This is a genomic window from Inquilinus sp. Marseille-Q2685 (assembly GCF_916619195.1).
In the GTDB taxonomy this organism is placed as follows: domain Bacteria; phylum Pseudomonadota; class Alphaproteobacteria; order DSM-16000; family Inquilinaceae; genus Inquilinus.
The window spans coordinates 71,092-93,694 of the sequence record NZ_CAKAKL010000008.1 but is presented as its reverse complement, the minus strand read 5'-3'; the positions used below and the strand labels follow the sequence as shown (position 1 = coordinate 93,694).

The 22,603-nt window shown below is 70.7% G+C and carries 27 protein-coding genes; 16 read left to right on the top strand and 11 right to left on the bottom strand.

What is annotated here, in order from left to right; translation table 11 throughout:
• The first annotated feature begins 89 nt into the window (after positions 1-89).
• The gene (locus LG391_RS27995; RefSeq protein WP_225771351.1) at positions 90-362 is read left to right on the top strand and encodes an I78 family peptidase inhibitor; all 273 of its coding nucleotides are present in this window, start codon (positions 90-92) and stop codon (positions 360-362) included.
• On the opposite strand, the gene LG391_RS27990 is transcribed toward LG391_RS27995, so the two are convergent.
• Positions 359-979: a CGNR zinc finger domain-containing protein gene (locus tag LG391_RS27990; protein ID WP_225771350.1), complete on the bottom strand. Its 621-nt coding sequence runs from the start codon at positions 977-979 to the stop codon at positions 359-361. The genes LG391_RS27995 and LG391_RS27990 overlap by 4 nt on opposite strands.
• A gap of 75 nt (positions 980-1,054) precedes the next feature.
• On the opposite strand from LG391_RS27990, the gene LG391_RS27985 reads away from it, so the two are divergent.
• The 4 genes from LG391_RS27985 to LG391_RS27970 are packed head-to-tail and all read left to right on the top strand — an operon-like array spanning position 1,055 to position 3,335.
• The gene (locus LG391_RS27985; protein WP_225771349.1) at positions 1,055-1,660 is read left to right on the top strand and encodes a GNAT family N-acetyltransferase; all 606 of its coding nucleotides are present in this window, start codon (positions 1,055-1,057) and stop codon (positions 1,658-1,660) included.
• Complete coding sequence (locus LG391_RS27980) at positions 1,657-1,971, top strand: hypothetical protein (protein WP_225771348.1); 315 nt, start codon at positions 1,657-1,659, stop codon at positions 1,969-1,971. The genes LG391_RS27985 and LG391_RS27980 overlap by 4 nt, the downstream gene beginning before the upstream one ends.
• 31 nt (positions 1,972-2,002) lie before the next feature.
• The gene (locus LG391_RS27975; RefSeq protein WP_225771347.1) at positions 2,003-2,407 is read left to right on the top strand and encodes a VOC family protein; all 405 of its coding nucleotides are present in this window, start codon (positions 2,003-2,005) and stop codon (positions 2,405-2,407) included.
• A 1-nt stretch (position 2,408) separates the two neighbouring features.
• On the top strand, positions 2,409-3,335 hold the full coding sequence (locus LG391_RS27970) for a GNAT family N-acetyltransferase (protein WP_225771346.1): 927 nt from the start codon (positions 2,409-2,411) through the stop codon (positions 3,333-3,335).
• Here LG391_RS27970 and LG391_RS27965 read toward each other — a convergent pair.
• Positions 3,313-4,122 carry a hypothetical protein gene (locus LG391_RS27965; RefSeq protein ID WP_225771345.1) on the bottom strand — a complete coding sequence of 270 codons (810 nt, stop codon included), beginning with the start codon at positions 4,120-4,122 and terminating at the stop codon, positions 3,313-3,315. The genes LG391_RS27970 and LG391_RS27965 overlap by 23 nt on opposite strands.
• Positions 4,123-4,270: 148 nt before the next feature.
• Between LG391_RS27965 and LG391_RS27960 the strand changes: the two genes are divergently transcribed.
• On the top strand, positions 4,271-5,227 hold the full coding sequence (locus LG391_RS27960) for a DMT family transporter (protein ID WP_225771344.1): 957 nt from the start codon (positions 4,271-4,273) through the stop codon (positions 5,225-5,227).
• Positions 5,228-5,259: 32 nt separating this feature from the next.
• Here LG391_RS27960 and LG391_RS27955 read toward each other — a convergent pair whose 3' ends face one another.
• From LG391_RS27955 to LG391_RS27940, 4 genes are all read right to left on the bottom strand, one after another.
• A complete protein-coding gene (locus tag LG391_RS27955) occupies positions 5,260-6,849 on the bottom strand; it encodes a lipopolysaccharide assembly protein LapB (RefSeq protein ID WP_225771343.1) in 1,590 nt (529 codons plus the stop codon).
• A 49-nt stretch (positions 6,850-6,898) separates the two neighbouring features.
• Entirely contained in the window at positions 6,899-8,164 is a 1,266-nt protein-coding gene (locus tag LG391_RS27950; protein WP_225771342.1) for a 3-phosphoshikimate 1-carboxyvinyltransferase, read from the bottom strand.
• 69 nt (positions 8,165-8,233) lie between these two features.
• Positions 8,234-8,578: a cupin domain-containing protein gene (locus LG391_RS27945; RefSeq protein WP_225771341.1), complete on the bottom strand. Its 345-nt coding sequence runs from the start codon at positions 8,576-8,578 to the stop codon at positions 8,234-8,236.
• A gap of 18 nt (positions 8,579-8,596) precedes the next feature.
• The gene (locus LG391_RS27940) at positions 8,597-9,499 is read right to left on the bottom strand and encodes a LysR substrate-binding domain-containing protein (protein ID WP_225771340.1); all 903 of its coding nucleotides are present in this window, start codon (positions 9,497-9,499) and stop codon (positions 8,597-8,599) included.
• A gap of 125 nt (positions 9,500-9,624) precedes the next feature.
• Here LG391_RS27940 and argH point away from each other — a divergent pair, with 125 nt between their 5' ends.
• The 6 genes from argH (at position 9,625) to LG391_RS27910 (ending at position 14,582) form a co-directional block, all read left to right on the top strand.
• Positions 9,625-11,049: an argininosuccinate lyase gene (gene argH, locus LG391_RS27935; RefSeq protein ID WP_225771339.1), complete on the top strand. Its 1,425-nt coding sequence runs from the start codon at positions 9,625-9,627 to the stop codon at positions 11,047-11,049.
• Between the two features lie 18 nt (positions 11,050-11,067).
• Positions 11,068-11,958 carry an amino acid ABC transporter permease gene (locus LG391_RS27930; RefSeq protein WP_225771338.1) on the top strand — a complete coding sequence of 297 codons (891 nt, stop codon included), beginning with the start codon at positions 11,068-11,070 and terminating at the stop codon, positions 11,956-11,958.
• A gap of 3 nt (positions 11,959-11,961) precedes the next feature.
• Entirely contained in the window at positions 11,962-12,726 is a 765-nt protein-coding gene (locus LG391_RS27925) for an amino acid ABC transporter ATP-binding protein (protein WP_225771337.1), read from the top strand.
• Positions 12,727-12,757: 31 nt separating this feature from the next.
• Positions 12,758-13,585: an ABC transporter substrate-binding protein gene (locus LG391_RS27920; RefSeq protein WP_225771336.1), complete on the top strand. Its 828-nt coding sequence runs from the start codon at positions 12,758-12,760 to the stop codon at positions 13,583-13,585.
• A 209-nt stretch (positions 13,586-13,794) separates the two neighbouring features.
• Positions 13,795-14,190: a low affinity iron permease family protein gene (locus LG391_RS27915; RefSeq protein ID WP_225771335.1), complete on the top strand. Its 396-nt coding sequence runs from the start codon at positions 13,795-13,797 to the stop codon at positions 14,188-14,190.
• Between the two features lie 68 nt (positions 14,191-14,258).
• Complete coding sequence (locus tag LG391_RS27910; protein ID WP_225771334.1) at positions 14,259-14,582, top strand: hypothetical protein; 324 nt, start codon at positions 14,259-14,261, stop codon at positions 14,580-14,582.
• Positions 14,583-14,675: 93 nt separating this feature from the next.
• Here the strand turns inward: LG391_RS27910 and LG391_RS27905 are convergent, their stop codons facing one another.
• Together LG391_RS27905 and wrbA are read right to left on the bottom strand one after the other, a co-directional pair.
• Positions 14,676-15,665: a glutathione S-transferase family protein gene (locus tag LG391_RS27905; RefSeq protein ID WP_225771333.1), complete on the bottom strand. Its 990-nt coding sequence runs from the start codon at positions 15,663-15,665 to the stop codon at positions 14,676-14,678.
• A gap of 52 nt (positions 15,666-15,717) precedes the next feature.
• Entirely contained in the window at positions 15,718-16,317 is a 600-nt protein-coding gene (gene wrbA, locus LG391_RS27900) for an NAD(P)H:quinone oxidoreductase (RefSeq protein ID WP_225771332.1), read from the bottom strand.
• Positions 16,318-16,458: 141 nt separating this feature from the next.
• On the opposite strand from wrbA, the gene LG391_RS27895 reads away from it, so the two are divergent.
• A complete protein-coding gene (locus LG391_RS27895) occupies positions 16,459-17,028 on the top strand; it encodes a GNAT family N-acetyltransferase (protein ID WP_225771331.1) in 570 nt (189 codons plus the stop codon).
• Between the two features lie 3 nt (positions 17,029-17,031).
• Here LG391_RS27895 and LG391_RS27890 read toward each other — a convergent pair whose 3' ends face one another.
• Complete coding sequence (locus LG391_RS27890; RefSeq protein WP_225771330.1) at positions 17,032-18,210, bottom strand: MFS transporter; 1,179 nt, start codon at positions 18,208-18,210, stop codon at positions 17,032-17,034.
• 124 nt (positions 18,211-18,334) lie between these two features.
• Between LG391_RS27890 and LG391_RS27885 the strand changes: the two genes are divergently transcribed.
• From LG391_RS27885 to LG391_RS27875, 3 genes are all read left to right on the top strand, one after another.
• On the top strand, positions 18,335-18,664 hold the full coding sequence (locus LG391_RS27885) for a helix-turn-helix transcriptional regulator (protein WP_225771329.1): 330 nt from the start codon (positions 18,335-18,337) through the stop codon (positions 18,662-18,664).
• Positions 18,665-18,872: 208 nt separating this feature from the next.
• Positions 18,873-19,721, top strand: a complete 849-nt coding sequence (locus tag LG391_RS27880) for a hypothetical protein (RefSeq protein WP_225771328.1) — start codon at positions 18,873-18,875, stop codon at positions 19,719-19,721.
• Positions 19,722-19,908: 187 nt separating this feature from the next.
• Positions 19,909-20,619 (top strand): DUF6683 family protein, encoded by a 711-nt coding sequence (locus LG391_RS27875; RefSeq protein ID WP_225771327.1) that lies wholly within the window; start codon positions 19,909-19,911, stop codon positions 20,617-20,619.
• A 15-nt stretch (positions 20,620-20,634) separates the two neighbouring features.
• On the opposite strand, the gene LG391_RS27870 is transcribed toward LG391_RS27875, so the two are convergent.
• The gene (locus LG391_RS27870) at positions 20,635-21,825 is read right to left on the bottom strand and encodes an MFS transporter (RefSeq protein ID WP_225771326.1); all 1,191 of its coding nucleotides are present in this window, start codon (positions 21,823-21,825) and stop codon (positions 20,635-20,637) included.
• Complete coding sequence (locus LG391_RS27865) at positions 21,822-22,556, bottom strand: GNAT family N-acetyltransferase (protein WP_308013071.1); 735 nt, start codon at positions 22,554-22,556, stop codon at positions 21,822-21,824. Before LG391_RS27865 ends, LG391_RS27870 begins: the two co-directional genes overlap by 4 nt.
• Between the last annotated feature and the right edge of the window lie 47 nt (positions 22,557-22,603).

The following is a 22,603-nucleotide window of genomic DNA, read 5'->3' as shown; positions in this document are numbered from 1 at the left end:
GCTTCCTCCTGCTGGAAGGTAAACCGCGTCACGACGTCGCCTTTTTTGTCGCCGATCAGGGGCGGACCACAGACACGACGGAGCAGCCCATGAGCACCGAATCCTCCCGCCGTCATCTCCTCGGCCTTGCCGTGGCCGGTGCCGCCGGCGGCCTCGCCGCCGCCTGCGCCCGCAGCCAGGCGGCTGCGCCGGGTGCCGCCGAGCCCGAGGGGCCCGTCTCCCAGGCCGAGCTCGACAAGCTCAAGGGCCTGATGCTGCGGACCGTCCGCCCGGGCGAGGCGGTGACCATGGACTACCGCGCCGACCGCCTGACCGTGGAGGTCGACGCACAAGGGAAGATCCTGCGCGCGTCCATCGGCTAGGAAGCGCACACCCGCTCGTAGTGCCGGCGCGCCTTGTGCCGGTTGCCGCAATCGGCCATCGAGCACCAGCGCCGGCTGCGGTTGCGCGAGGTGTCCAGGAACACCCAGGCGCAGTCGGGGTCGGAGCAGCTGCCGACCCGCTCGGCGCGGCCGGAGACCAGCAGCTCGGCCGCGTCCCACACCACCGGCCACAGCGGCTGCTCCAGCGGGTCGGTCTCGGTCATGGTCCAGGTGAAGCCGGTCTTGGTCGCCGCCAGGCCGGTGCGGGTCGGCGCCCGGGCCAGCACGCCGTTCAGCACCGCGAGATCCGCCGCCGAGGCCGCCGCCGGCGCCGTCAGGATCCGCCCCAGCGCGCCCCGCAGGCGCAGCGCCGTCGCCAGCACCTCGGCCGCGGCCTCGGGGCGCTGCGCCGCCTCCTGCGTCAGCCGCCTGACCCCGGCCCGGTCCAGGATGCCGAGATGGCCGGCCCAGAGGGCGAGCTCGCCATAGCTCGTCAGCCGCTCGCCGCGCTGCGGAACGTCGCCGCGCCACGCCTCGGTGTTGACGAAGTCGAGGCTGAGCGAGCCGCCGATCCGCTTCGGCGGCCGTACCGCGTAGGAGGGGGCCTGGGTCTGCATCGCCCGACCATCCTATCGGTTGACTTGGCCGGGGCAAGCCCGGCATCGTCGCCAAACCGGTTCAGGGGTTAGGGAATGCCGACAGTCGATCGTGACGCGACGCTCGAATGCCGGCCGGTGACGCCGGAGCGGCTCGGGGATGTCGAGGCCGTGTTCGCCGGCTGTGCCGAGGCCGGGCGCTGCTGGTGCGCCTTCTGGCGCCGTGAGCGCCGCGACTTCCGGGCCGGGATGCGCGACGGCAGCAACCGCGCCCTGTTCCGCGATCTGGTCGAGGCCGGCGAGCCGATGGGGCTGCTCGGCTATCGCGACGGCCGGCCCGTCGCCTGGTGCGGCGTGGCCCCGCGCGCGGACCAGCCGCGCCTGGCGCGGTCGCGCAACCTGGCGCCGGTCGACGATGTGCCGGTCTGGTCGATCACCTGCTTCGTGACGACCAAGGCCCATCGCCGCACCGGGCTGCTGCGCCCGCTGGTCGCGGCGGCGGCGCGGCTGGCGCGGTCCCGCGGCGCCCCGGCGCTGGAGGCCTATCCGATCGACGCCGCGCGGCCGCTAGGGTCGGGCGAGATCTACACCGGCGTGCTGCGTCCCTTCCTGGACCTCGGCTTCCGCGAGGTGGCGCGGCGCAGCCCGACCCGGCCGATCGTCCGCCTCGATCTCACCAAGGAACAGGAGGACCCGAGATGATCGCACGGATGTGGCGCGGCCCGGTGCCGAAGGCGAAGAAGGACGCCTATGTCGCCTATCTGCGGGAGACCGGCCTCGGCGACTACGCGAAGACGCCGGGCAACCGCGGCGTCTGGCTCCTGTGCCGAGACAGGGGAGAGGAGGTGGAGTTCCTGACCCTGACGATGTGGGACTCGGTCGAGTCGATCAAGGCCTTCGCCGGCGAGGATTACGGCCGCGCCCGCTACTATCCGCGCGACCAGGACTTCCTGACCCGCTTCGACCCGGAGGTCGAGCATTTCGAGGTGATCGACACGGAGGGGACGCGCTAGAAGGCGCGCCGGACGGAAAGGGGAGAACGCCATGCAGTTCCATCAGGGCCGCCTGATCGATCATGTCCATCTGGTGGTGCGCGACCTGGAGGCCAGCAAGCGCTTCTACGCCGCGGCGCTGGCCTCGGTCGGCCGCGCCATCACCCATGAAGGACCGGGCTTCTTCGCCTCGGACGAGCTGTTCGTGAGCCAGGGCGACGCCGTCAGCCATGTCCACCTGGCCTTCCAGGCGGCGGACCGAGAGACCGTCCACCGCTTCCACGCCGCGGCGCTCGAGGCCGGCGGCCGCGACAATGGGGGGCCGGGCGAGCGGCACTACCATCCGGGCTATTACGGCGCCTTCGCGCTCGACCCCGACGGCAACAACATCGAGGCCGTGCATCACGGTCCGGCAACGCGCTCGGCCGAATCCGTCGTGATCTCGGCCGGGACCTGACGTGGACATCCGCCTGCGCCCGATCGCCGAGTCCGAACTCGCCGTCTTCACCGCCACCGCCACCGACCCGGCCCATGCCGAGGCGGTGCGGCACTATGCCGAGGACCTGCTGGGCAAGGGCGCGATGCGCCTGGACTGGTGCTTCCTGGCCGAGCAGGGCGGCGCACCCGTCGGCCGCATCGCCTTCTGGGCTCTGCCCGGGGCGGCGGCGCCCAGCGACATCGTGCTGTTCGATCTGCCCTGGCCGGCGCCGGAGGCCGATGCGATCGGCGCCGCGATGCTGGGGCAGGCGGCCGGGTGGGCGCGGTCGCTCGGCGCCCGGGCGCTCGGCCATGTGCTCGACACGCCGATGCAGGCGCCGCAATGGCAGGCCGAGCCGGAGCGGCGAAAGGCGCTGCTGACAGACAACGGCTTCGAGATCCGGCGCGAGACTTTCCGGTTCGAGTTCGACCCCGCCGCTCCGATCCCGGCGCCCGCCGACGGCCTGGTGTTCCGGTCGATGGCGGAGGTCGGCGAGGCGGCGTTCCGGGCTGCGTCGGAGCGGGTCACACGGGGCACGCTCGACCGCCGCATCGGCGACGACGACATCTTCGCCGATCTGCAGGGGCTGCAGCACGAGCCGGGCTGGTGGGAGCTGGCCTACGAACCGGACGGGGCGCTGGTCGGGCTGGTGATGCCGGCGCTGGCGCCCAGCATGGCCACGATCGGCTATGTCGGCGTGGTGCCGGAGCGGCGCGGGCGCGGCCATGTCCACGCGCTGCTGGCGCGCGGCACGGCGACGCTGGCCCGCATCGGCCGACGGCCGGTCCGGGCCGACACCGATACCCGCAACATGCCGATGGCCGATGCCTTCCGCCGGGCCGGGTGGCGCGACTTCGCGATCCGCACGGAGTTCGAGCGTCCGCTCAGTCCTGCGGCTGTGGCGTGAGCGGCCGTCGGCGGCCGCGCAGCGCCAGCATGGCGGCGTTCCACAGCACGCAGGCAGCCAGGGCCAGGCACAGCGCCGCGGCGGAGCCGAGCGGCACGGCCGCGAGGTGCAGCAGCGCCAGCGCCGGCACATACCCCACCATGCCGATCAGGGCGTTGGCGAACACCGCCGCCGTCGCCGGGCCGCCGATGCGCGGATGCAGCAGCAGGGCCAGGCTGCCGGTGACCACCGGGGCCAGGGCGGCGAAGCCGGCCGCCGCCGGCCCCAGGGCGCGGCCGATCAGCAGCACCGCGGCGATCAGGCCGGTGACCGCGGCCGCCCGCGCCGGGATGTCCCAGCGCCGGCCGGCGGCCCGCACCGGCGGCGTCGCCGCCAGCCCCCGCAGCGCAATCGGCAGGCAGGCGGCGAAGACGATCAGGTTCAGCGCCACGGCGCCGGGCAGGGTCCAGTCGACCCGGGAGACCGCGGCCGCCATGCCGGCCCAGCCCAGCAGCCCCAGCGGCAGGCTGACGGCGAGGCTGCGCGAGCGGGCGAGCAGCGAATAGAGCGTCAGGAACACGGCGGTCGCCGTGTTGACCGCCAGGCTGGCCACGGCGCTGCCGGCGATGAAGCCGGCATCATGCTCCATCGCCAGGAAGACATAGGCCGGGCCGACCGAGATCGGCAGCGTCGCGATCATCGCCCCGAGCACCGGCCCGCTGCGCTCGACCAGCAGCGAGGCGGCGACCACGATCCCGGCGGCCAGCGCCAGCTTGGCGGCGAACAGGAGCCAGAACGGGTCGATCACGGCGGGTCTCCGGACGGCGGGGCCGTCCTTCTAGCTAGCCCATCCGGCACCGCCGCTGCCCCGACGCTTTGTCGGGCCAGTCCTGCGCGGCGGGATTGACCGCAAGAACCGGGTGGCGGCTCTCCCGCGTCAGGACCAGAAGGGCGGCATGAGCATCGCCAAACCCGCAGCCCCGCCCCCGATGGGAATCGCCGACTGGCTGCTGCTGATCGCCCTGTCGCTGGTCTGGGGCGGATCCTTCTTCTTCTCGAAGGTCGCGGTGGCCGAGCTGCCGCCGCTGACCATCGTCCTCGTCCGGGTCGGGCTGGCGGCCATCGCGCTGCTCCCGGTGCTGCGCCTGGCCGGCCTATCGATGCCGCGGGACCGTCGGATCTGGATGGCCTTCTTCGGCATGGGCGTCTTGAACAACCTGATCCCGTTCTGCCTGATCGTCTGGGGCCAGACCCGGATCGGCAGCGGCCTCGCTGCGATCCTGAACGCCACCACGCCCTTGTTCACCGTGCTGGTCGCCCATGTGCTGACCGTGGACGAGAAGCTGACGCCGAAGCGCCTGTCCGGGGTGCTGCTGGGCCTCGCAGGTGTCGTGGTGCTGATCGGGCCTCAGGTGCTGGGCGGGCTCGGCGGCGAGGTGACGGCGCAGCTCGCGATCCTCGGCGCCGCCTTGTCCTATGCCTTCGCCGGCATCTTCGGCCGCCGCTTCCGGGGCCTGCCGCCCATGGTCACCGCCACCGGCCAGGTCGGCGCCACCAGCCTGATGATGCTGCCCATCGTCTGCCTGGTCGACCGGCCCTGGACCTTGCCGATGCCGAGCGGGGCGACGCTGCTGTCGCTGGGCGGCCTGGCGCTGCTCAGCACCTCTCTCGCCTACGTCCTCTACTTCAAGCTGCTGGCCCGGGTCGGCGCCACCAACACGGTGCTGGTGACGCTGCTGATTCCGCCCAGCGCCATGCTGCTCGGGCACCTCGTCCTGGGCGAGGTCCTGGCCGGCCGTGCCTGGGCCGGTATGGCACTGATCGGCCTCGGCCTGATCGCGCTGGACGGGCGGTTGTTCGCTAGGGTGTGGCGCGTGATCGACCGATCGCCCGGTCGGACCGCCTCGTCCTAGCCATCCCGCCTGCGGTCCCGGAACTGTGCCTTCTATTCGGGCCCGGTGCCCGGGTCTGCGGGCGAGACGCCGAGCTGGCGAAGCTCGGCAAGGATGTCGTCCTTCTGCTTTCCTGTGATCGAACGCGCCATATCGAGTGTCAGGGCCTTGCGCCAGTCGGCGATGGCGGGCTCGATCCGGCCCATGGCCTTCCAGAGATAGCCACGATTGTAATAGGCTAGGCCATAGGTCGGGCGCAGTCGGATCACGCGATCGAAGTCCTGCATGGCTTCGTTGAGCCTGCCCATCGCCTTGTAGGCGAATCCCCGGTTGTTGTAGGTGTCGACATCGTCCGGATCGAGCCGGATGGCTTCGTTGTAATCGGCCAGGGCCTTGTCCATATCGCTCAGCCGGCGGTAGGCCAGGCCACGCATGGAGAACAGGTCGCCGTCGTCCGGGTCGATGCGTATGGCTTCGGTTAGGTCTTCCACGGCCCCGGGCTCGTCGTGCAGGTACAGGCGGGTGCGCGCACGGGCGAAGAGCACGTCGCTCGATTGGGGTGCCAAGCCAAGCGCTCGCGTGTAGTCGGCCTCGGCGTCGCCCCAGCTCTCCTGGTCCTCATGGATCAGGCCGCGCTCGACGTAGGCTTCGGCATCCTTCGGGGCGAGCAGGACCGCCTGGTTGGCATCGTCCAGTGCGGCCGCTGGCATCCCCGCCTTGCGTTGCGCCCTTGCGCGCGACCGGTAGGCCCAGGCGTAGCCGGGATCCAGGCGCAATGCCGTGCTGTAGTCGGCGATCGCCTGGTTCCAATCTTCGTCGTCGGCGAATATCAGGCCGCGATTGGCATAGGCGCGCGCCCGATCCGGATCGAGCCGGATCGCCTGGTCGAGGTCGAACAATGCCTGGTCGCGCCGGTCCAGGGCACGCAAGGCCAGTGCACGGCTAATGTAGTGGTTTGCCTCTCCCGGATCGAGCCGGACCGCGTCGTTCTGGTCGGCCAGCGCGCGTTCCGGGTCGCCCTTGTGCAGCCAGACATTGCCGCGGCCCGAATAGGTCTCGGCATCCTTCGGATCCAGCCGGAGGACGGCGGTGAAATCCTCGATCGCCTTGTCCCATTCGCGCTTCTTGTCCCAGACCAACGCCCGGTCGTGATAGGCGGGGATGTGGTTCGGATCGACACGCAGCGCGGCCGAGAAGTCCTCGATGGCCTGGTCGAGATCGCCGCGCGCTTCCCAGGTCAGGGCGCGGGACACATAGTTCCCCGGGTCATCCGGGGCGAGCCGGATGGCGGCATCGAGATCGACAAGCGAACGCTCGGTCTCGCCGATTCTGCGCCAGGCGACGCCGCGGTTGAACAGCGCGGCCTCGTCCTGGGCGTCATGCGCAATCACTTCGCTGAAGTCGGCGATGGCCGCCTTATTGTCGCCTTGTCCCAGGCGCAGCAACCCACGCGCCGCATGGGCCGCGGACCGTTGGCCCACTTCCAGTTCGCGGACGCCCAGCACGCGATCGCAGGCCGCCAGCCTTGCATCGGGCATTCCTTCCTGACCGACGCACAGTTGGAAATCCTGGGGATCCATGGTGGCCGCGTTGGCACGTTCCAGCGACAGCAGGCAAAGCAAGGAACTGAGTACGCGCCTCATAGGGTGTCCTTCCGATGCAGGCATATGGATCGTGGGCCGGGTCGCCCGGTCAGGCCACCTCGTCATAGGTGACACCCAGCGAGGCCAGCGCATCCCAGTAGCCGGGATAGGTCTTGGCCACGCAGCCGGGGGCGAGGATGGTGATGCCGCCGATCTTCAGCCCGGCCAGGGCGAAGCTCATGGCGATGCGGTGGTCGGCATAGGTCTCGATCCGGGTCGGCAGCACCTGGCCGGCCAGGCTGGGATCCGAGGCCACGATCAAGTCGTCGCCTTCCTCGCGGCCCAGGCCCGGGCGGATGCGCGACAGCTCGGTCGCCAGCGCGGCGACGCGGTCGCATTCCTTGACCCGGAGATTGGCGATGCCGGTGAAGCGCACCGGCGTCTCGTTGAACGCCGCCAGCACCGCCAGCGTCGGCACCGCGTCCTGCATCTGCGACCCGTCGATCACCGGCGGCAGGTGCGGGAATCGCGCGATCAGCGCCTGGGCCTTGGCGTCCGGCTGGGTAAAGGCGGCCGCCGGAACGCCCAGGTCGATGGTGCCGCCGGTCAGCACCTCGGCGCCCCACAGATAGGTCGCGGCCGAGGCGTCGGGCTCGATCACATGATCGACGGCGCGGTAGCCGGTCGGCCGCACCCGCCAGGTCGCCTCGTCCAGCTGCTCGACCTCGGCGCCGAAGGCGCGCATCGCCGCCACGGTCAGGTCGACATAGCCGCGGGCGCCGATCTCGGTGCCGGTCAGCGCCACCTCGACCGGCCCGGTGCCGCAGGCGGCGGCCATCAGCAGGGCGGAGATGTACTGGCTGGACAGGCCGCCATCGATCTCGACCCGGCCGGGCGCGAAGGGGCCGTGGCCGCGCACCGTGACCGGCGGGTAGCCGTTCGTGTCCGCGATGTCGGTGCCGAGCGAGCGCAGCGCCTGCACCAGCGGTCCGATCGGCCGCTTGCGCATATGGGCGTCGCCATCGACCACCACGGTACCGTCGACCATGGTGACGGCGGCGGTCAGGAAGCGGGTGGCGGTGCCGGCATTGCCCAGGAACAGCGGCGCGGCCGGAGCCTGCAGCCGGCCGGTGCCGGTGACCGTGAAGCTGGTGTCGTCCGGCTCCTCCACCGTCACGCCCATGGCGCGCAGGGCGGCCGCCATCAATTTGGTGTCGTCGCTCTTCAGCGCGCCGGTCAGGTGGCTGGTGCCGCGGGCCAGCGCCGCCAGCAGCAGGACGCGGTTGGTGATCGACTTCGACCCGGGCGGGGTCACCCGGCCGGTCAGCGGGCGGCCTGGCGCCTTGATCGTCAAACCCTGTGCTCGCGCATCCATGCCGGTCGCCTCACGTCACTCGTATGTCTGTCCTAGCGGCCCTGGCCGCCTTGAGCCAGCGCGATCGGCTCATTCGAGCCATTCGGTGATGAAGGTGCCGTTCTCGTGGATGTCGATGGTCTGCAGCGGGCCGGGGCCGGGATTGGTGAACTTATGCGGCGTGTTCGGCGGCACCACCACGATCTGCCCGGCCTCGGCCAGGATCTCCTGCGCACCCAGGGTGAACAGGGCGTGGCCCTCCCGGATGATGAAGGTCTCGGGATAGGGGTGGCGGTGCAGCTTCGGGCCGCCGCCCGGCTCAGCCCGGTCGAAGAAGATCACCGAGACATTGGCGCCGTGCCTGCCGAGCTGGATCTCGCCATGCCAGCGCTCCGGATCCTCGGCCCATTCGTGGCGGTCGATGACGGGGTTCATGCGTTTCTCTCCCTTGGTCTACATCCCCGGCCCGAGCATCCGAGCTTCGCCCAGCAGCCAGTCGCGGAAGGCGATCAGGCCGGGGCGCGGCGACCGATCCGCCGGCACGGTGAACCAGTAGCCGTGGCGGCTGTGGAAGCCCAGGCCGGCCGGATTGACCAACCGCCCGGTCAGCAATTCCTCGCCGATCAGGCAGCGCGGCACCAGGGCCAGGCCCTGGCCGGCGATCGCAGCGCGGATCACCAGCGCGTAGAAGCCGAAATGCACCATATGCGCCGGGGCGAACTCAGACAGCCCCTGCGCCTCGGCGAACTCGCTCCAGCGCAGCGGCGTGTGGCGGTGGTCCAGCACGGTGTAGCGGCGCACATCCTCGGCGGTCTGGATGCCGCCCATCCGGGACAGCAGCGACGGCGCCCCGACCAGCGCGACGTTGCGACCGAACAGGTAGTCCGCCTGCTGGCCCGGCCAGTCGCCCTCGCCGAAGCGGAACACGCCGTCCGCCTCCTCGATCGTGTCGCCGGTCGCCTGGGTGGTGAACTGCACCTCCAGCTCCGGCCGTGCCTTGGCCAGCAGCGACAGGCGCGGCACCAGCCAGCGGTCGCCCAGGATCGGCAGGACATGCAGCCGGATGGCGTTGGGCGACCCGCGCAGCGCCGCGATCCGCCCGGCCGCGGTCTCCAGCGCCCCCAGCGCGATCCGGGCCTGGGTGACGAAGATCCGCCCGGCCTCGGTCGGCACCAGGCCGCGGCCGGTGCGGGTGAACAGCGGCAGACCGGCGATCTCCTCCAGGCTGCGCAGCTGCTTGCTGACCGCGCTCTGGGTCAGGTTCACGCTCTTCGCCGCCTCCGAGGCCGAGCCGTGCTCGACCAGCGCGGCCAGGACGCGCAGAGCGGTGGTGGAGGGCAGGGGGCTCGGCGGCATCTCTCGGCTATGAGGGTTCGGACTGGGATGCACGATATTCCTTTCCGGACTATCGTGGGGAAATCATTTCCATTGTGGCCTCCCGCGCCGCTTGCCAGCATCCGCGGCCGAACAGGGAGCCGAGCATGACCGAACCGACCCGTCTCTGGGGCGCCCGCTTCCGCGCCGCGCCCGCGCCGGAGCTGATGGCCCTGTCGCGCTCCGATGCCAGCCATTTCCGCCTCGCTCCCTACGACCTCGCCGCCTCCGCCGCCCATGCGCGCGAGCTGGTGCGGGCCGGCATCCTGACCGTGGCCGAGGGCGAGACGATCGCTGTGGCGCTAATGGATCTGGCGCGCGACGTCGCTGCCGGCACGGTGCGGCCGAACCAGGGCGATGAGGACGTCCACACCTTCCTCGAGCGCGCGCTGACCGAGCGGCTCGGCACCCTCGGCGGCAAGCTGCGTGCCGGCCGCTCCCGCAACGACCAGGCGGCGAACGACCTGAAGCTCTATCTGCGCGACGTCGCCCGCCGCCTGGCCGGCCATGTCATGGCGCTGCAGCAGGCGCTGATGGCGCAGGCCGAGGCGCATGTCGAGACGCTGGCGCCGGGCTTCACCCATCTGCAGCCGGCCCAGCCGGTCACCTTCGCCCATCAGCTTCTGGCCCATGCCCAGACCTTCGCCCGCGACGTCGAGCGGCTGCAGGACTGGGACCGGCGCAGCGCCCGGTCGCCGCTCGGCGCCGCCGCTCTGGCCGGCTCCGCCATCGCGCTGCGCCCCGATTTGTCGGCCGCCGAGCTGGGCTATGACGGCCCCTGCGAGAACTCGATCGACGCCGTCGGCAGCCGCGACCATGTGGCGGAGTTCCTGTTCGTCGCCGCGATGCTGTCGGTGCATCTGTCCCGGCTGGCGGAGGAGGTGTTCCTGTGGTCGTCGCGCCAGTTCCGCTGGGTCGAACTGGACGACGCCTACGCCACCGGCTCCTCGATCATGCCGCAGAAGAAGAACGCCGACATCGCCGAGCTGACGCGCGGCCGGGCCGCCCGGCTGATCGGCGGGCTGACGGCGATGCTGACGGCGCTGAAGGGTCTGCCCTTCGCCTATAACCGCGACCTGGTCGAGGACAAGCGCGCCGCCTTCGAGGCGGTCGACACGCTCGACTCCGTGCTGCCGGCGATGGCCGGGATGCTGCGGACGATGCGGGTCAATGTCGAGACGCTGAAGCGCCAGTCGGTCGAGGGCTTCACCCTGGCGACTGAGGTGGCGGACTGGCTGGCCCGGCGCGGCGTGCCCTTCTCCGAGGCGCATGAGATCACCGGCGCCCTGGTCCGGCATTGCGAGGACCGCGGCATCGGGCTGGAGGATCTGGAGGATGCCGACCTCGCGTCGGTCGACCCGCGGCTGGCGCCCGAGATCCGGTCCTGCCTGACGCCGGAGGCGGCGGTGGCCGCCCGGTCGGGCCATGGCGGCACCGCGCCGGATCGGGTGCGCGAGCAGCTGGCGCGGCTGCGCGAGCTGCTGGTCGAGCAGGACAGCTGGGCCGGGTCCTATAGTGGTCCGATCGGCTGAACGGCCAGGGGGCAGCGCATGACCGACATCACCACGGGCACCTCGCCCTATTCTATCGCCCATCTGCGCCATGTGCCGCGTCGGCACTATGGCCGCTGGATTGCGGCGGCGCTGATCCTGCTGGCGCTGGCGGCGATCGTGAAGGCCTTCGCCGAGGGCCAGATCGCGTGGGCCGTGGTCGGCCAGTTCTTCACCGCCCCGGCGATCCTGTCGGGCCTGGCCAACACCATCCTGATGACGGTCTGCGCCATGGCGCTGGGCATCGCGCTCGGCGTGATCTTCGCCATCATGGTGATGTCGCCCAACCCGGTGCTGAAGACCGTGGCGGTCGGCTACATCTGGTTCTTCCGCGGCACGCCGCTGCTGCTGCAGCTGCTCTTGTGGTTCAACCTGGCGCTGGTGTTCCCGGTGATCGGCATCCCCGGCCTGTTCGAGGGGCGGACGGTCGACCTGATCACCCCCTTCGTGGCGACGCTGCTGGGCCTCGGCATCAACCAGGGCGCCTATACCGCCGAGGTGGTGCGCGGCGGCATCCTGTCGGTCGATCTCGGCCAGACCGAGGCGGCCAAGGCGATCGGCATGACCCGGCTGGTGGCGTTGCGCCGGATCGTGCTGCCGCAGGCGATGCGGGTGATCATCCCGCCGGTCGGCAACGAGGTGATCAGCATGGTCAAGCTGACCTCGGTCGCCAGCGTCATCCAGTACGCCGAGATGCTGCGCAACGCCCAGACCATCTACTACGCCAACGCCCGGGTGATCGAGCTGCTGATCGTCGCCGCGATCTGGTACCTGGTGGTGGTCACGCTGCTCAGTATCGGCCAGCACTTCCTGGAGAAGCATTTCGCCCGCGGCCGCGGCGACCGGCGCGGCAAGCGCACCGTCGTTGTCGACCAGCCGAAGGAGGCCTGAGCCATGCCGCCGATGGTGGTCGCCGCCGAGGTCCACAAGCATTTCGGGTCGCTGCACGCGCTGCAGGGCGTGTCGCTGGAGGTCGAGCGCGGCGAGGTGCTGTGCATCATCGGCCCCTCCGGCTCGGGCAAGAGCACGCTCTTGCGCTGCATCAACCAGCTGGAGAGCGTCGATGGCGGCGCCGTCTGGGTCGATGGCGAGCTGGCCGGCTTCCGGCGCGAGGGCGACGCCCTCTATGCCCTGACCGACCGCGAGGTGGCGCGCCAGCGCCTGGCCAGCGGCATGGTGTTCCAGCGCTTCAATCTGTTCGCCCACATGACCGTGCTGGCCAACATCATCGAAGGCCCGGTCACGGTGCAGAAGCGGCCGAAGGCCGAGGCGACGGCGGAAGCCATGGGCCTGCTGCGGCGCGTCGGCCTGGCCGACAAGCGCGACGCCTATCCGGCCGAGCTGTCCGGCGGCCAGCAGCAGCGCATCGCCATCGCCCGCGCCTTGGCGATGAAGCCGAAGCTGATGCTGTTCGACGAGCCGACCTCGGCCCTCGACCCCGAGCTGGTCGGCGAGGTGCTGGCGGTGATGCGCGACCTGGCCGCCAGCGGCATGACCATGATCGTGGTGACGCATGAGCTGGGCTTCGCCCGCGAGGTGGCGAACCGGGTCGTGTTCATGGACCGCGGCCGGATCGTCGAGATCGGCCCGCCGCAGCAGGTGCTGGGCAGCCCGCGCGAGGCGCGCACCCGCGACTTCATCGCCGCCGTCCTCTCGTGACCGGCGGAGCAGATACCAACAGGAGAGGCAAATGACCCGTTTCGCCCTGCTCGCCGCCTGCGCGGCGGCCGCACTCGTCGCGGTCCCGGCCGGCGCCCAGGACCTGCCGGCCCGGATCAAGCAAGCCGGCAAGATCGTCATCGGCACCAACAACAATTACCCGCCGATCATCTTCAAGGACCCGGCGACCAACGAGCTGCAGGGCGTCGACATCGACCTGGGCAAGGCCATCGCCAAGCAGCTGGGCGTCGAGGTCGAGTTCCAGGAGATCGCCTTCGCCCAGATGCTGCCGTCGCTGCAGACCGGCCGCATCGACATGGTGATGGCGGGGATGAGCGACACGCCGGCGCGGCGCGACATCGCCGATTTCGTCGACTACATGAAATCCGGCGCGCAGTTCTACACGATCACGGCGCTGGCCGATCAGATCAAGTCGACCGACGACCTGTGCGGCAAGACTGTGGGCGCCAGCCGCTCGACCAACTGGCCGCAGCAGATCGGCGAGTGGAGCGACAAGAACTGCGTCGCCAAGGGCAAGCCGGCGATCACCGTGGTCGGCACCGAGGGTTCGGCCGACGCCCGCACCCAGCTGAAGACCCAGCGGCTGCAGGCCGCGGCCCAGGGCAACGAGACGCTGCCGTACTTCCAGAAGCTGGAGCCCGACACCTATGTGCCGATCGGCGAAGCCTTCACCGAGTCCCTGGTCGGCATCCCGGTGCTGAAGTCCGAGCCGCAGCTGCGCGACGCGGTGAAGGCCGCGGTGGAGACGCTGCAGGCCGACGGCACCTACGACCAGATCCTGGCCAAGTACGGCCTGCAGGCCAACAAGCTGCCGGTGGCCCTGAACCAGGGACAGTGAAACAAGGGCAACTGGCGCTCCACGCTAACCCTTGTTGTCATTGCCGGGCTCGACCCGGCAATCCAGAGAGCGTCGACACCCGCTGGATGCCCGGGTCAAGCCCGGGCATGACAGTTTGAGAGGGAAGGCCCTCTGACCGCCGTCCCGCTTCGGCACGATCCGGGCCGTCGTCCCGTTGTCATGGCATCCACCCTTGCCCGGAGGATGCCGTGAAGGACAGTCCCTGGTTCGACCGTTTCGCCACCCGGATCGCACAGTTCGCCGGCCATCCCGTCACCTTCGGCCTGGCCGCCGGGCTGATCGTCGTGTGGGCCGCGATCGGGCCGTTCGTCGGCTTTTCCGATGCCTGGCAGCTCACGGTCAACACCGCCACGACGATCGTCACCTTCCTCATGGTGTTCCTGATCCAGAGCACCCAGAACCGCGACACCGCGGCGCTGCAGATCAAGCTGGACGAGCTGATCCGCGCCACCAAGACGGCGCGCAACTCGCTGCTCGACCTCGAGGAGCATTCCGAGGAGGAGATCCGCAAGATCCGCGAGGAATACGAGAAGCTGGCCGAAGCCGAGCGGGAGAAAGACCCTCGAAACCGTATGGAGTCTTGATGGCGGGGAGGCGCAGGGTCGCGCCCGCGGCCGGCCCCGACCGGGACGGCCGGTCGAGGATGACGGTCATGCAGGACATCGAGATCCCCCGGACGGCGTGGCAGCGCACCGATCCGGACTCCCGCCGCCGCATCGCCAGCTTCGCCATGCGGGTTGGTGCCGTGCTGGCGCTGCTGGGGCTGATCGCGCTGCCCGGCCGCCGTTCGCTGGCCGAGATGCTGGCGCTGCTGCAGATGGTGATGTTTCTGTCCGCGGCCTGGACCGGGCTGTTCGCCTGGGCCGCGCGGGAGCCGGCGCAGCCCAACCGACTGAACCTCTGGGACGAAGCCCTGGCCTTCACCGCCCTGTTCCTGCTGGTGCGGATCCTGCGGATCCAGGTGCTTGGAGCATAGAAGCGTCGGTTGGGTTCGCGTTTGGCGAACCCAACATCTCACCATCGCGCTGCGGCCAGTTGGGTTCGCGTGCCGCGAACCCAACCTGCGACGTCATCCCGCCTCCGGCAGACGCTCCCGCCCGTGCGGCGCCGACAGGTCCAGCACCGGGCCCTTGGGTACGATCCCTGTCGGGTTGATGGTGCGGTGGCTCTCGTAATAGTGCCGCTTGATGTGCGTCATCTCGATCGTCGCCGCCACGCCGGGACGCTGCGCGATCTCACGGGTGAAGCCCCACAGCGCCGGGTATTCGTGCAGCGGCCGCAGGTTGCACTTGAAGTGGCCGTGATAGACCGGGTCGAAGCGCAAAAGGGTGGTGAACAGCCGGATGTCGGCCTCGGTCAGCCGGTCGCCGACCAGCCAGCGATGCGCCGACAGATGCGCCTCCAGCCGGTCCAGCGTCTCGAACAGCCGGGTCACGGCCTCCTCGTACACCGCCTGGTCGGTGGCGAATCCGGCCTTGTAGATGCCGTTGTTCACCCGGTCGTAGACCTCGGCGTTGATCGCGTCGATCTCCGGCAGCAGCTCGGCCGGCGACAGGTCGACCGACCGGTCGGCCCATTCGTCGAACGCCGAGTTCAACATCCGGATGATCTCGGCCGACTCGTTGTTCACGATGCTGCGTGTCTGCTTGTCCCACAGCACCGGCACGGTGACCCGGCCGGTGTAGTCCGGCCTGGCCAGGGTGTAGACCTCGTGCAGCGCCGCCTTGCCGTTGACCCGGTCGCCGGTCGCGCCGGGGGACCGCACCCCGGTGCGGAGGTCGGCGAAGGTCCAGCCCTGGGCGCCCATGAACGGGTCGACCACGTCGACCGAGATCACGTCCTCGAGCTGCTTCAGCGCCCGCACGATCAGGGTGCGGTGCGCCCAGGGGCAGGCGTAGGAGACATAGAGGTGATAGCGGCCGGGCTCGGCCTTGAAGCCGGAGCTGCCGTCGGCCGTCACCGCGCCTCGGAAGGCGCTCTCCTGCCGCACGAAGCGCCCACCGGTCGATTTCGTGTCGTACCACTGGTCGGCCCAGCGGCCCTCGATCAGCAGGCCCATCGTCATCTCCTTCGGCCGCCGGGGAGGCCCCGGCGGCGGTATCCTATCGCTCTCAGCCCTTGAGCTTCGAAGCGATCTTCGTCACATGCGCGCCCTGGAAGCGGGCGGCGGCGAGCTCGTTGGCGCTCGGCTGGCGCTGGCCCTGGCCGCCGGCGATGGTCGAGGCTCCGTAGGGCGACCCGCCGGTGATCTCGTCCAGCGTCATCTGGCCCTGGTAGGAATAGGGCAGGCCGACCACCACCATGCCCTGGTGCAGCAGCACGGTGTGGAAGTTCAGGATGGTCGATTCCTGGCCGCCATGCTGGGTTGCGGTCGAGGTGAAGACGCTGCCGGGCTTGCCGATCAGGGCGCCCTTCATCCACAGGCCGCCGGCCTGGTCGAGGAAGTTCTTCATCTGCGCCGCCATCATGCCGAAGCGGGTCGGCACGCCGAAGATGATGGCGTCGTAGTCGGCCAGCTCGTCGATGGTGGCGACCGGCGCCGCCTGGTCGAGCTTGAAGTGGGACGCGCGGGCGACCTCCTCCGGCACAAGCTCGGGCACGCGCTTGATCACGGGCTCGCCGCCCGCCTCGCGCACGCCTTCGGCCACCGCCGTGGCCATGGTCTCGATATGGCCGTAGGAGCTGTAGTAGAGAACCAGGACCTTCGTCATCGGATCGTTTCCCTTCGGGCTGGCAGACTGTGCTGCGGCTGAAAGGTAGCCCTTGAAGCGAGGCGGGATAACCCGCCGATCCGGCACAGGATTGTTTCCTGGAGGGAGACGATCGGGACTTGCGGCTGCTATCGTCCCGGGATGACGACCGCGATCCCCGTCCTCGAGACCCGCCGCCTGGTCCTCCGGCCGCTCACCCTCGCCGATGCGCCGGCGGTGCAGCGGCTGTTCCCGCATTGGGAGATCGTGCGCCACCTCAACGCCCAGGTGCCTTGGCCCTATCCGCCGGACGGGGCGCTGGTCCATCTGCGCGATGTCCTCCTGCCGGCCATGGCGCGGGGCGAGGCCTGGCATTGGTCGCTGCGCCTGAGGTCCGCCCCGGACGAGCTGATCGGCTGCATCGGCCTGATGGCCGGGGACCGCGACAACCGCGGCTTCTGGCTCGGTCTGGCCTGGCACGGCCAGGGGCTGATGACCGAGGCCAGCGACCGGGTGACCGACCACTGGTTCGAGGATCTCGGCTTCCCCGTGCTGCGCGTGCCCAAGGCGGTCGAGAACGCCGCGTCGCGCCGGATTTCCGAGAAATCCGGCATGCGGGTGGTCGCGACGATCGAGAAGGACTACGTCTCCGGCCGCTTGGCCTCCGAGCTGTGGGAGATCACCCGTGAGGAGTGGCGGACCTATCGCCGTCGCCAGGGGGCCGGAGGATGAGCGTCACGCCGCCTGGGTCGCCGTGCCCGCCTCCCGTCGCCGCGCGGTGGCCGCCAGCAGGGCGAGGGCGATCGCTGCCGACAGGGCACCGACCCAGCCGAGCGCCGTGACGCCGCCATGGTCCAGCGTCGCGGCGCCGAGCGCCGACCCGAAGGCGATGCCGGCATAGAGCGCCGAGGAGTTCAGCGACGCCGCGATCATCCCGACCTCCGGCGCCAGCCGGATCAGCCGGGTCGTCTGCGCCGGGTGGAAGGCCCAGCCGGCCACGGCCCAGACCAGCATCAGCGGCACTATCGCGACCAGCGCCTGGCCGGTCGGCAGGGCGGTGGCGGCGCCCAGGCCGGCCAGGGCCAGGGCCAGGACGGCGAGGGCGCCGAGCTGCAGCCGAACCGGGCCGATCCGGTCGGTCAGCTGGCCGCCGACGGCGTTGCCGATGGCGGAGCCGATGCCGAACAGGAACAGCACCGCGGTGACGCCGTCCGGACCGATCCCGGCCGTGTGCTCGAGATAGGGCGCGATGAAGGTGTAGAGGACGAAGGCCGCGGCGATCCAGAAGAAGGTCACGGTCAGGGCCTGCAGCACCGCCGGCCGCCGGGCCACGGCGAAGCGCTCGGCCAGCGTCGAGGCGCCGAGCGGCAGCTTGGCCGGCAGGCCGAAGCGCAGCCCCGCCACCCCGGCCAGGCCGAGGACGGCGACGATCGCGAAGGTCGACCGCCAGTCGGCGTGGTTGCCGATCCAGGCGCCCAGCGGCACGCCCAGCGCGGTGGCGATGGTCATGCCGCTGGTCACGGTCGCGATCGCCCGGCCGCGCCGCTCGGGAGGCACCAGCGAGGCCGCCACGGCATAGGCGGTGGGCATGAACAGCCCGGCGCTCAGCGCCAGCAGCACCCGGGCGGCGACCAGCTGCCACAGGCTCTGCGCCACTGCCGCCAGCAGGTTGGAGAGGGTGAAGGCCAGCAGCGCCATGACCAGGAGCCGGCGCCGCTCGAGGCCGCCGCACAGCGCCGACAGGATCGGCGAGCCGACGGCGTAGGCGAGGGCGAAGATGGTGATCAGCTGCCCGGCGGTGGCGACGGAGCTGTGGAAGTCCGCGGCGATCGCAGGCAGCAGCCCGGCGATCATCAGACCTTCGGTGCCGATGGCGAAAGCGCCGATCGCGAGCCAGACCAGGGAGGCGGGCATCGGTGGTGTTCCATTGTTCAATGATGTTTGAACTATACCGCAGCCCGGAGATCGGCCGTCAAGGGGAATGTTCAATAACTGTTGAACATTGAAACAGGAGCCCGGATCGATTAGATGTCGCGGCATGCGTCCGCCCTTCCACCCCGATCGCGACCAGCTCGACCTCGTCACCATCCTGGCTGCGCTCAGCGACCCGACCCGGCTGGGGATCGTGGCCACGCTGTCCGAGGTGGGCGAGGTCTCCTGCAGCAGCTTCGGCGACGCCGCCACCAAGACGGCGCTGTCCTACCACTATGCCAAGCTGCGCGAGGCCGGCGTCACCCGGACGCGGATCGACGGCACGCAGCGCTTCATCTCGCTGCGGCGCGACGACCTGGAGGAGAGGTTCCCGGGGCTGCTGGATTCGGTCGTGACAAATGCGCGCAGGACGAAGCTCGGCGGGGCGGCGTCGTAGCGTCGCCGAAGCCGGAAAACCCGCGGCTGCCCGGATGCTTCCGGTTACGAAATGGTAATTTCGTGACGACCGCCCGGCCGGCTATGGTGCCCGCGTCGCAAGGGTTCGGGGCAAAGGTTCGGGAACGCAGCGCGGCCCCGAGTGTTTCGAGCCCAAGACCCAGCGCAATCCCCAGATGACGACGCCCTTGCGTTGTCCGAGTCAGCCCATGCGGACATTCTCAGTCGTCACGACCTGCCACGCTGCCGGCTATGCCGAATACGGCCGGCGCATGATCGAGACCTTCGATCGGCATTGGCCGGACGAGATCCCCCTGATCCTGTATCGCGAGAACTTCGTGCCCGAGGTACGGAGCGACCGGATCGTCGTGCGGGACCTGATCGCGAGCTGCCCGGACCTGGTCGCGTTCAAGCGCCGCCACGCCGACAACCCGCTGGCGCACGGCCAGACCCAGCGCTACCGCTTCCGCCTGTCGCGCAACCCGTACAAGAACCGGATCAAGCTGGGCGAGCGGAACTGGGGCACCGGCTTCCGCTGGGATGCGGTGCGCTTCGCCCACAAGGCCTTCGCCATCTTCCACGCCGCCAAGACCTGCGACACCGACGTGCTGATCTGGGTCGACGCCGACAGCCTGTTTTTCGCCGAGCCGACATGGGCGGAGCTGGAGAGCTTCGTCCCGCCGGACTGCTTCGTCGGCTGCCTGCAGCGGCCGACCTACACCGAATGCGGCTTCATCGCCTACAATCTTCGCCACCCGGCGACGCGGCAGATGCTGGCGGAGTTCGAGCGGCTCTACACCGAGGACGGGCTGTTCCGGGAATACGAGTTCCACGACGCCTTCCTGTTCGATGTGGTCCGCCGGCAGATGGAGCAGGCCGGCCACCGCTCCCACGACATCGCCGAGGGCATCGGCGCGCGGGCCAAGCATGTGCTGATCAACTCGCGCCTCGGCCGGTTCATGGACCACGTCAAGGGCGGCCGCAAGGATGCCGGCCACAGCGGCCGCGCCGACCTGGTGGTGGACCGCCGCGAGGCCTACTGGGCCAATTCGGCCTGAGAGCAGGGTGGCTCGGGCCGGATCGGGTCATCCCTGATCGCACGCCGGGCGCATCGCGCCCGCTCTCCTGGGATGGACTCGTTTTCCTGACGCCGTCATGATCTGACCCGGGGCGCGAGGCATCGCGCCGACCGATCAGATGTCATCCGTTCAGAATACTCATGGCGTCCGGACCGGGAGATTTGCGATGTCCCTGAGAACGGTTGCGGCCGTCTGCGCCGCCTTGCTCGTCCCCGGCGCCGCCCAGGCCCAATACCAGATGATCAGCCCCATGCTGTTCGAGGGGCCGCGGATCAGCCTTCAGGACCATGCCAATCGAGGCTCATCTGCGCCGGCAGGCCGGTCCGCCTCGCCGTCCGGGCTGCAGGTGGACGCCAGGTCGTTCGCCTATCGCCCCGATCCCGCGCGGCGGCGCGCCAACCTCGCCCGCTTCGTCGACAGGAGCCGGGCCGCCGATCCGCAGGGGGCGGAGAATTTGGCGGCGCTGTTCGCCCAGGGCGACCTGATCGAGCGGATGCGCCCGGAGCTGGCGAAATACGGCCTCGTCATCGATAACGTCGCCGATGCCTACACCGTCTGGTGGATCGCCGCCTGGCAGGCGAGCCGGGGCAGCCACGACGATGTCAGCGCCGCGACCGCCGCCGCGATCCGGCGGCAGGTGGTACAGTCGATGGCGTCGACGCCCGCGCTCAGGACCGCGGGCGACGCCGGCAAGCAGGAGATGGCGGAGGCGCTCCTGGTTCAGGGCGTGCTGCTTTCGGCCGCGCTCGAGCAGGCGGGGGATGATCGCGAGCAGCTGGCGGCGCTCAGCCGCGCCGCGGTCCAGGGCGCGCGCGGCATGGGGGTCGACCTCTCGGCGATGACCTTGACCGAGAGGGGCTTCGTCCCCGCGCAGTAGCAGATAAGTCCGAGACTAGTGGACGGCCGCCGCTGGGCCGCTGCGGAACGTGGCGCACAGCGCCGCCGCCGCAGCCAGGGTGACCGCGGCCAGGGCGGCGGAGAGCCACAGCGCCGCGGCCTCGCCCAGCCGCTCGATCACCGCGGCATAGGCGATCGGCGCCGCCGCCGAGCACAGGAAGCCCGGCACCAGCAGCCGGCCGGCGATGGCGCCGTAGCGGCCCGGGTCGAACAGCACCAGGGGCAGCGTGCCGCGGGTGATGGTCAGCAGGCCGTTGCCGGCACCGTAAAGGAAGGCGAAGGCGATCGCTGCGGCCGGCACCTGCCCGCCCCACAGCCCGGCCAGGAAGCAGACCGGCAGCACGGCCGACGCCGCCAGCGTCAGCCCCAGCGGCGACAGCCCGCCGCCGAACAGCACCTCCGCCAGGCGGGCGCCGGACTGGCCGATGCCGCGCAGCGTCGCGACCCACCCCGCGCCCGGCGCGGCGAGGCCGAGCCCGGCCAGGATGCCGATCATATGCGCCGACATGCCGGCGTTCAGCGCGTTGGTCAGGGTGATGATCAGGGCGTAGAGCCCGCCGGCGATCCAGTGCTCCCGCCGGGTCCCCGCCAGGGGCCGGGGCGCCGCCGCGGCCGGCCGTGCGCGACCGCCATGGCGGCCGGCGGGCAGGGCCAGGTACAGCGGGACGGTCAGCAGGGCGAAGCCGGCATAGGCGAGGACCGCGCCGCGCCAGCCGAAGGCGGCGGCCAGCTGCTCGCCGATCGGCCAGAAGGCGGTGGAGGCCAGGCCACCGAGCAGCGTGATCTGGGCCATCGGCCGGCGCGCCTCCGCCCCGCCGATCCGCGCCAGCGCGGCGAAGGCGGCGTCGTACAGGGTGCAGCGCATCGCCAGGCCGAGCACCAGCCAGGCGGCATAATACGAGGCCGGGTCCCGGGCCAGGGCCAGGCCGGCGCAGCCGAGGGCCGACAGCACCGACCCGGCCGTCATCACGAAGCGGCCGCCGCGCCGGTCGATCAGCCGTCCGATCCAGGCGGAGGACAGCCCCATCACCAGGAGCGCGGCGGAGAAGCCACCATGCACCAGGGTGTGGCTCCAGCCGGTCTCGGCGATGATCCGCGGCCCGAAGCCGCCGATCAGGTAGTAGGTGGTGCCCCAGCTGACCAGCTGGGCCAGGCCGAGGCAGAGGACGGTGCCGCGGCGGATCACGCGCCGTGGCCCGGCCAAGCCGTCGGCGGAGCGGCGTCGCCGGGCCCGAGCGCCCGCTGCATCAGCACGGTGTCGACCCAGCGCCCGAACTTGTAGCCGGTCGACTGCAGGAGGCCGGCCCGGCGGAAGCCCAGCGCCTCGTGCAGCGCGATCGAGCCGGCGTTGCCGCTGTCGCCGATCACGGCCACCATCTGCCGCCAGGGGCCGGCCTCGCAGCGTTCGATCAGCGCGCCCAGCAGGGCTCGGCCGATGCCGCGGCCGGCCAGCCCGTCGGCGACATAGACCGAATCCTCGATGGTGTGGCGATAGGCCGGGCGCGGCCGATAGGCGCCGGCATAGGCATAGCCGACCAGCCTGCCGTCGATCTCCGCCGCCAGGTACGGCAGGCCCTGGGCCAGCACCACCGCCCGCCGGGCCGCCCGCTCCGGCACCTCGGGCGGCGTCTCCTCGAAGCTGGCCAGGCCGTGCAGCACGTGATGGGCGTAGATCGCCTGGACGGCCGGGATGTCCGTCTCCGCCGCGTCGCGGATGGTGATCGGGGAGGCGAGGGGACGGTCGGGCATGGTCGGTTCGGTCTTTCGGTCGGGATACGGGCGGTCAGGATCGGCGCGTCCGCGCAGCGCCTCGCCGCGGCTGATGCCGAGATCGGCCAGGCACCGGTCGTCGAGCCCGCGCAGCAGCTCCAACTGGCGCCGGCGGGACTGCGGCGAAGCGGCGAACCAATGCAGCATCTCGGACAAGGCAGGGCAAGGCATCGGGCAGGGCCGTGGTGGGAACG

What these genes read in the sequence shown, in the direction of transcription:
- LG391_RS27995 (WP_225771351.1), top strand. Translation starts at nt 90, where the DNA reads ATGAGCACCGAATCCTCCCGCCGTCATCTCCTCGGCCTTGCCGTGGCC.
- LG391_RS27990 (WP_225771350.1), bottom strand. Translation starts at nt 979, where the DNA reads ATGCAGACCCAGGCCCCCTCCTACGCGGTACGGCCGCCGAAGCGGATC.
- LG391_RS27985 (WP_225771349.1), top strand. Translation starts at nt 1,055, where the DNA reads ATGCCGACAGTCGATCGTGACGCGACGCTCGAATGCCGGCCGGTGACG.
- LG391_RS27980 (WP_225771348.1), top strand. Translation starts at nt 1,657, where the DNA reads ATGATCGCACGGATGTGGCGCGGCCCGGTGCCGAAGGCGAAGAAGGAC.
- LG391_RS27975 (WP_225771347.1), top strand. Translation starts at nt 2,003, where the DNA reads ATGCAGTTCCATCAGGGCCGCCTGATCGATCATGTCCATCTGGTGGTG.
- LG391_RS27960 (WP_225771344.1), top strand. Translation starts at nt 4,271, where the DNA reads ATGAGCATCGCCAAACCCGCAGCCCCGCCCCCGATGGGAATCGCCGAC.
- LG391_RS27955 (WP_225771343.1), bottom strand. Translation starts at nt 6,849, where the DNA reads ATGAGGCGCGTACTCAGTTCCTTGCTTTGCCTGCTGTCGCTGGAACGT.
- LG391_RS27950 (WP_225771342.1), bottom strand. Translation starts at nt 8,164, where the DNA reads ATGGATGCGCGAGCACAGGGTTTGACGATCAAGGCGCCAGGCCGCCCG.
- LG391_RS27945 (WP_225771341.1), bottom strand. Translation starts at nt 8,578, where the DNA reads ATGAACCCCGTCATCGACCGCCACGAATGGGCCGAGGATCCGGAGCGC.
- LG391_RS27940 (WP_225771340.1), bottom strand. Translation starts at nt 9,499, where the DNA reads ATGCCGCCGAGCCCCCTGCCCTCCACCACCGCTCTGCGCGTCCTGGCC.
- argH (WP_225771339.1), top strand. Translation starts at nt 9,625, where the DNA reads ATGACCGAACCGACCCGTCTCTGGGGCGCCCGCTTCCGCGCCGCGCCC.
- LG391_RS27930 (WP_225771338.1), top strand. Translation starts at nt 11,068, where the DNA reads ATGACCGACATCACCACGGGCACCTCGCCCTATTCTATCGCCCATCTG.
- LG391_RS27925 (WP_225771337.1), top strand. Translation starts at nt 11,962, where the DNA reads ATGCCGCCGATGGTGGTCGCCGCCGAGGTCCACAAGCATTTCGGGTCG.
- LG391_RS27920 (WP_225771336.1), top strand. Translation starts at nt 12,758, where the DNA reads ATGACCCGTTTCGCCCTGCTCGCCGCCTGCGCGGCGGCCGCACTCGTC.
- LG391_RS27910 (WP_225771334.1), top strand. Translation starts at nt 14,259, where the DNA reads ATGCAGGACATCGAGATCCCCCGGACGGCGTGGCAGCGCACCGATCCG.
- LG391_RS27905 (WP_225771333.1), bottom strand. Translation starts at nt 15,665, where the DNA reads ATGGGCCTGCTGATCGAGGGCCGCTGGGCCGACCAGTGGTACGACACG.
- wrbA (WP_225771332.1), bottom strand. Translation starts at nt 16,317, where the DNA reads ATGACGAAGGTCCTGGTTCTCTACTACAGCTCCTACGGCCATATCGAG.
- LG391_RS27895 (WP_225771331.1), top strand. Translation starts at nt 16,459, where the DNA reads ATGACGACCGCGATCCCCGTCCTCGAGACCCGCCGCCTGGTCCTCCGG.
- LG391_RS27890 (WP_225771330.1), bottom strand. Translation starts at nt 18,210, where the DNA reads ATGCCCGCCTCCCTGGTCTGGCTCGCGATCGGCGCTTTCGCCATCGGC.
- LG391_RS27885 (WP_225771329.1), top strand. Translation starts at nt 18,335, where the DNA reads ATGCGTCCGCCCTTCCACCCCGATCGCGACCAGCTCGACCTCGTCACC.
- LG391_RS27880 (WP_225771328.1), top strand. Translation starts at nt 18,873, where the DNA reads ATGCGGACATTCTCAGTCGTCACGACCTGCCACGCTGCCGGCTATGCC.
- LG391_RS27875 (WP_225771327.1), top strand. Translation starts at nt 19,909, where the DNA reads ATGTCCCTGAGAACGGTTGCGGCCGTCTGCGCCGCCTTGCTCGTCCCC.
- LG391_RS27865 (WP_308013071.1), bottom strand. Translation starts at nt 22,556, where the DNA reads ATGCTGCATTGGTTCGCCGCTTCGCCGCAGTCCCGCCGGCGCCAGTTG.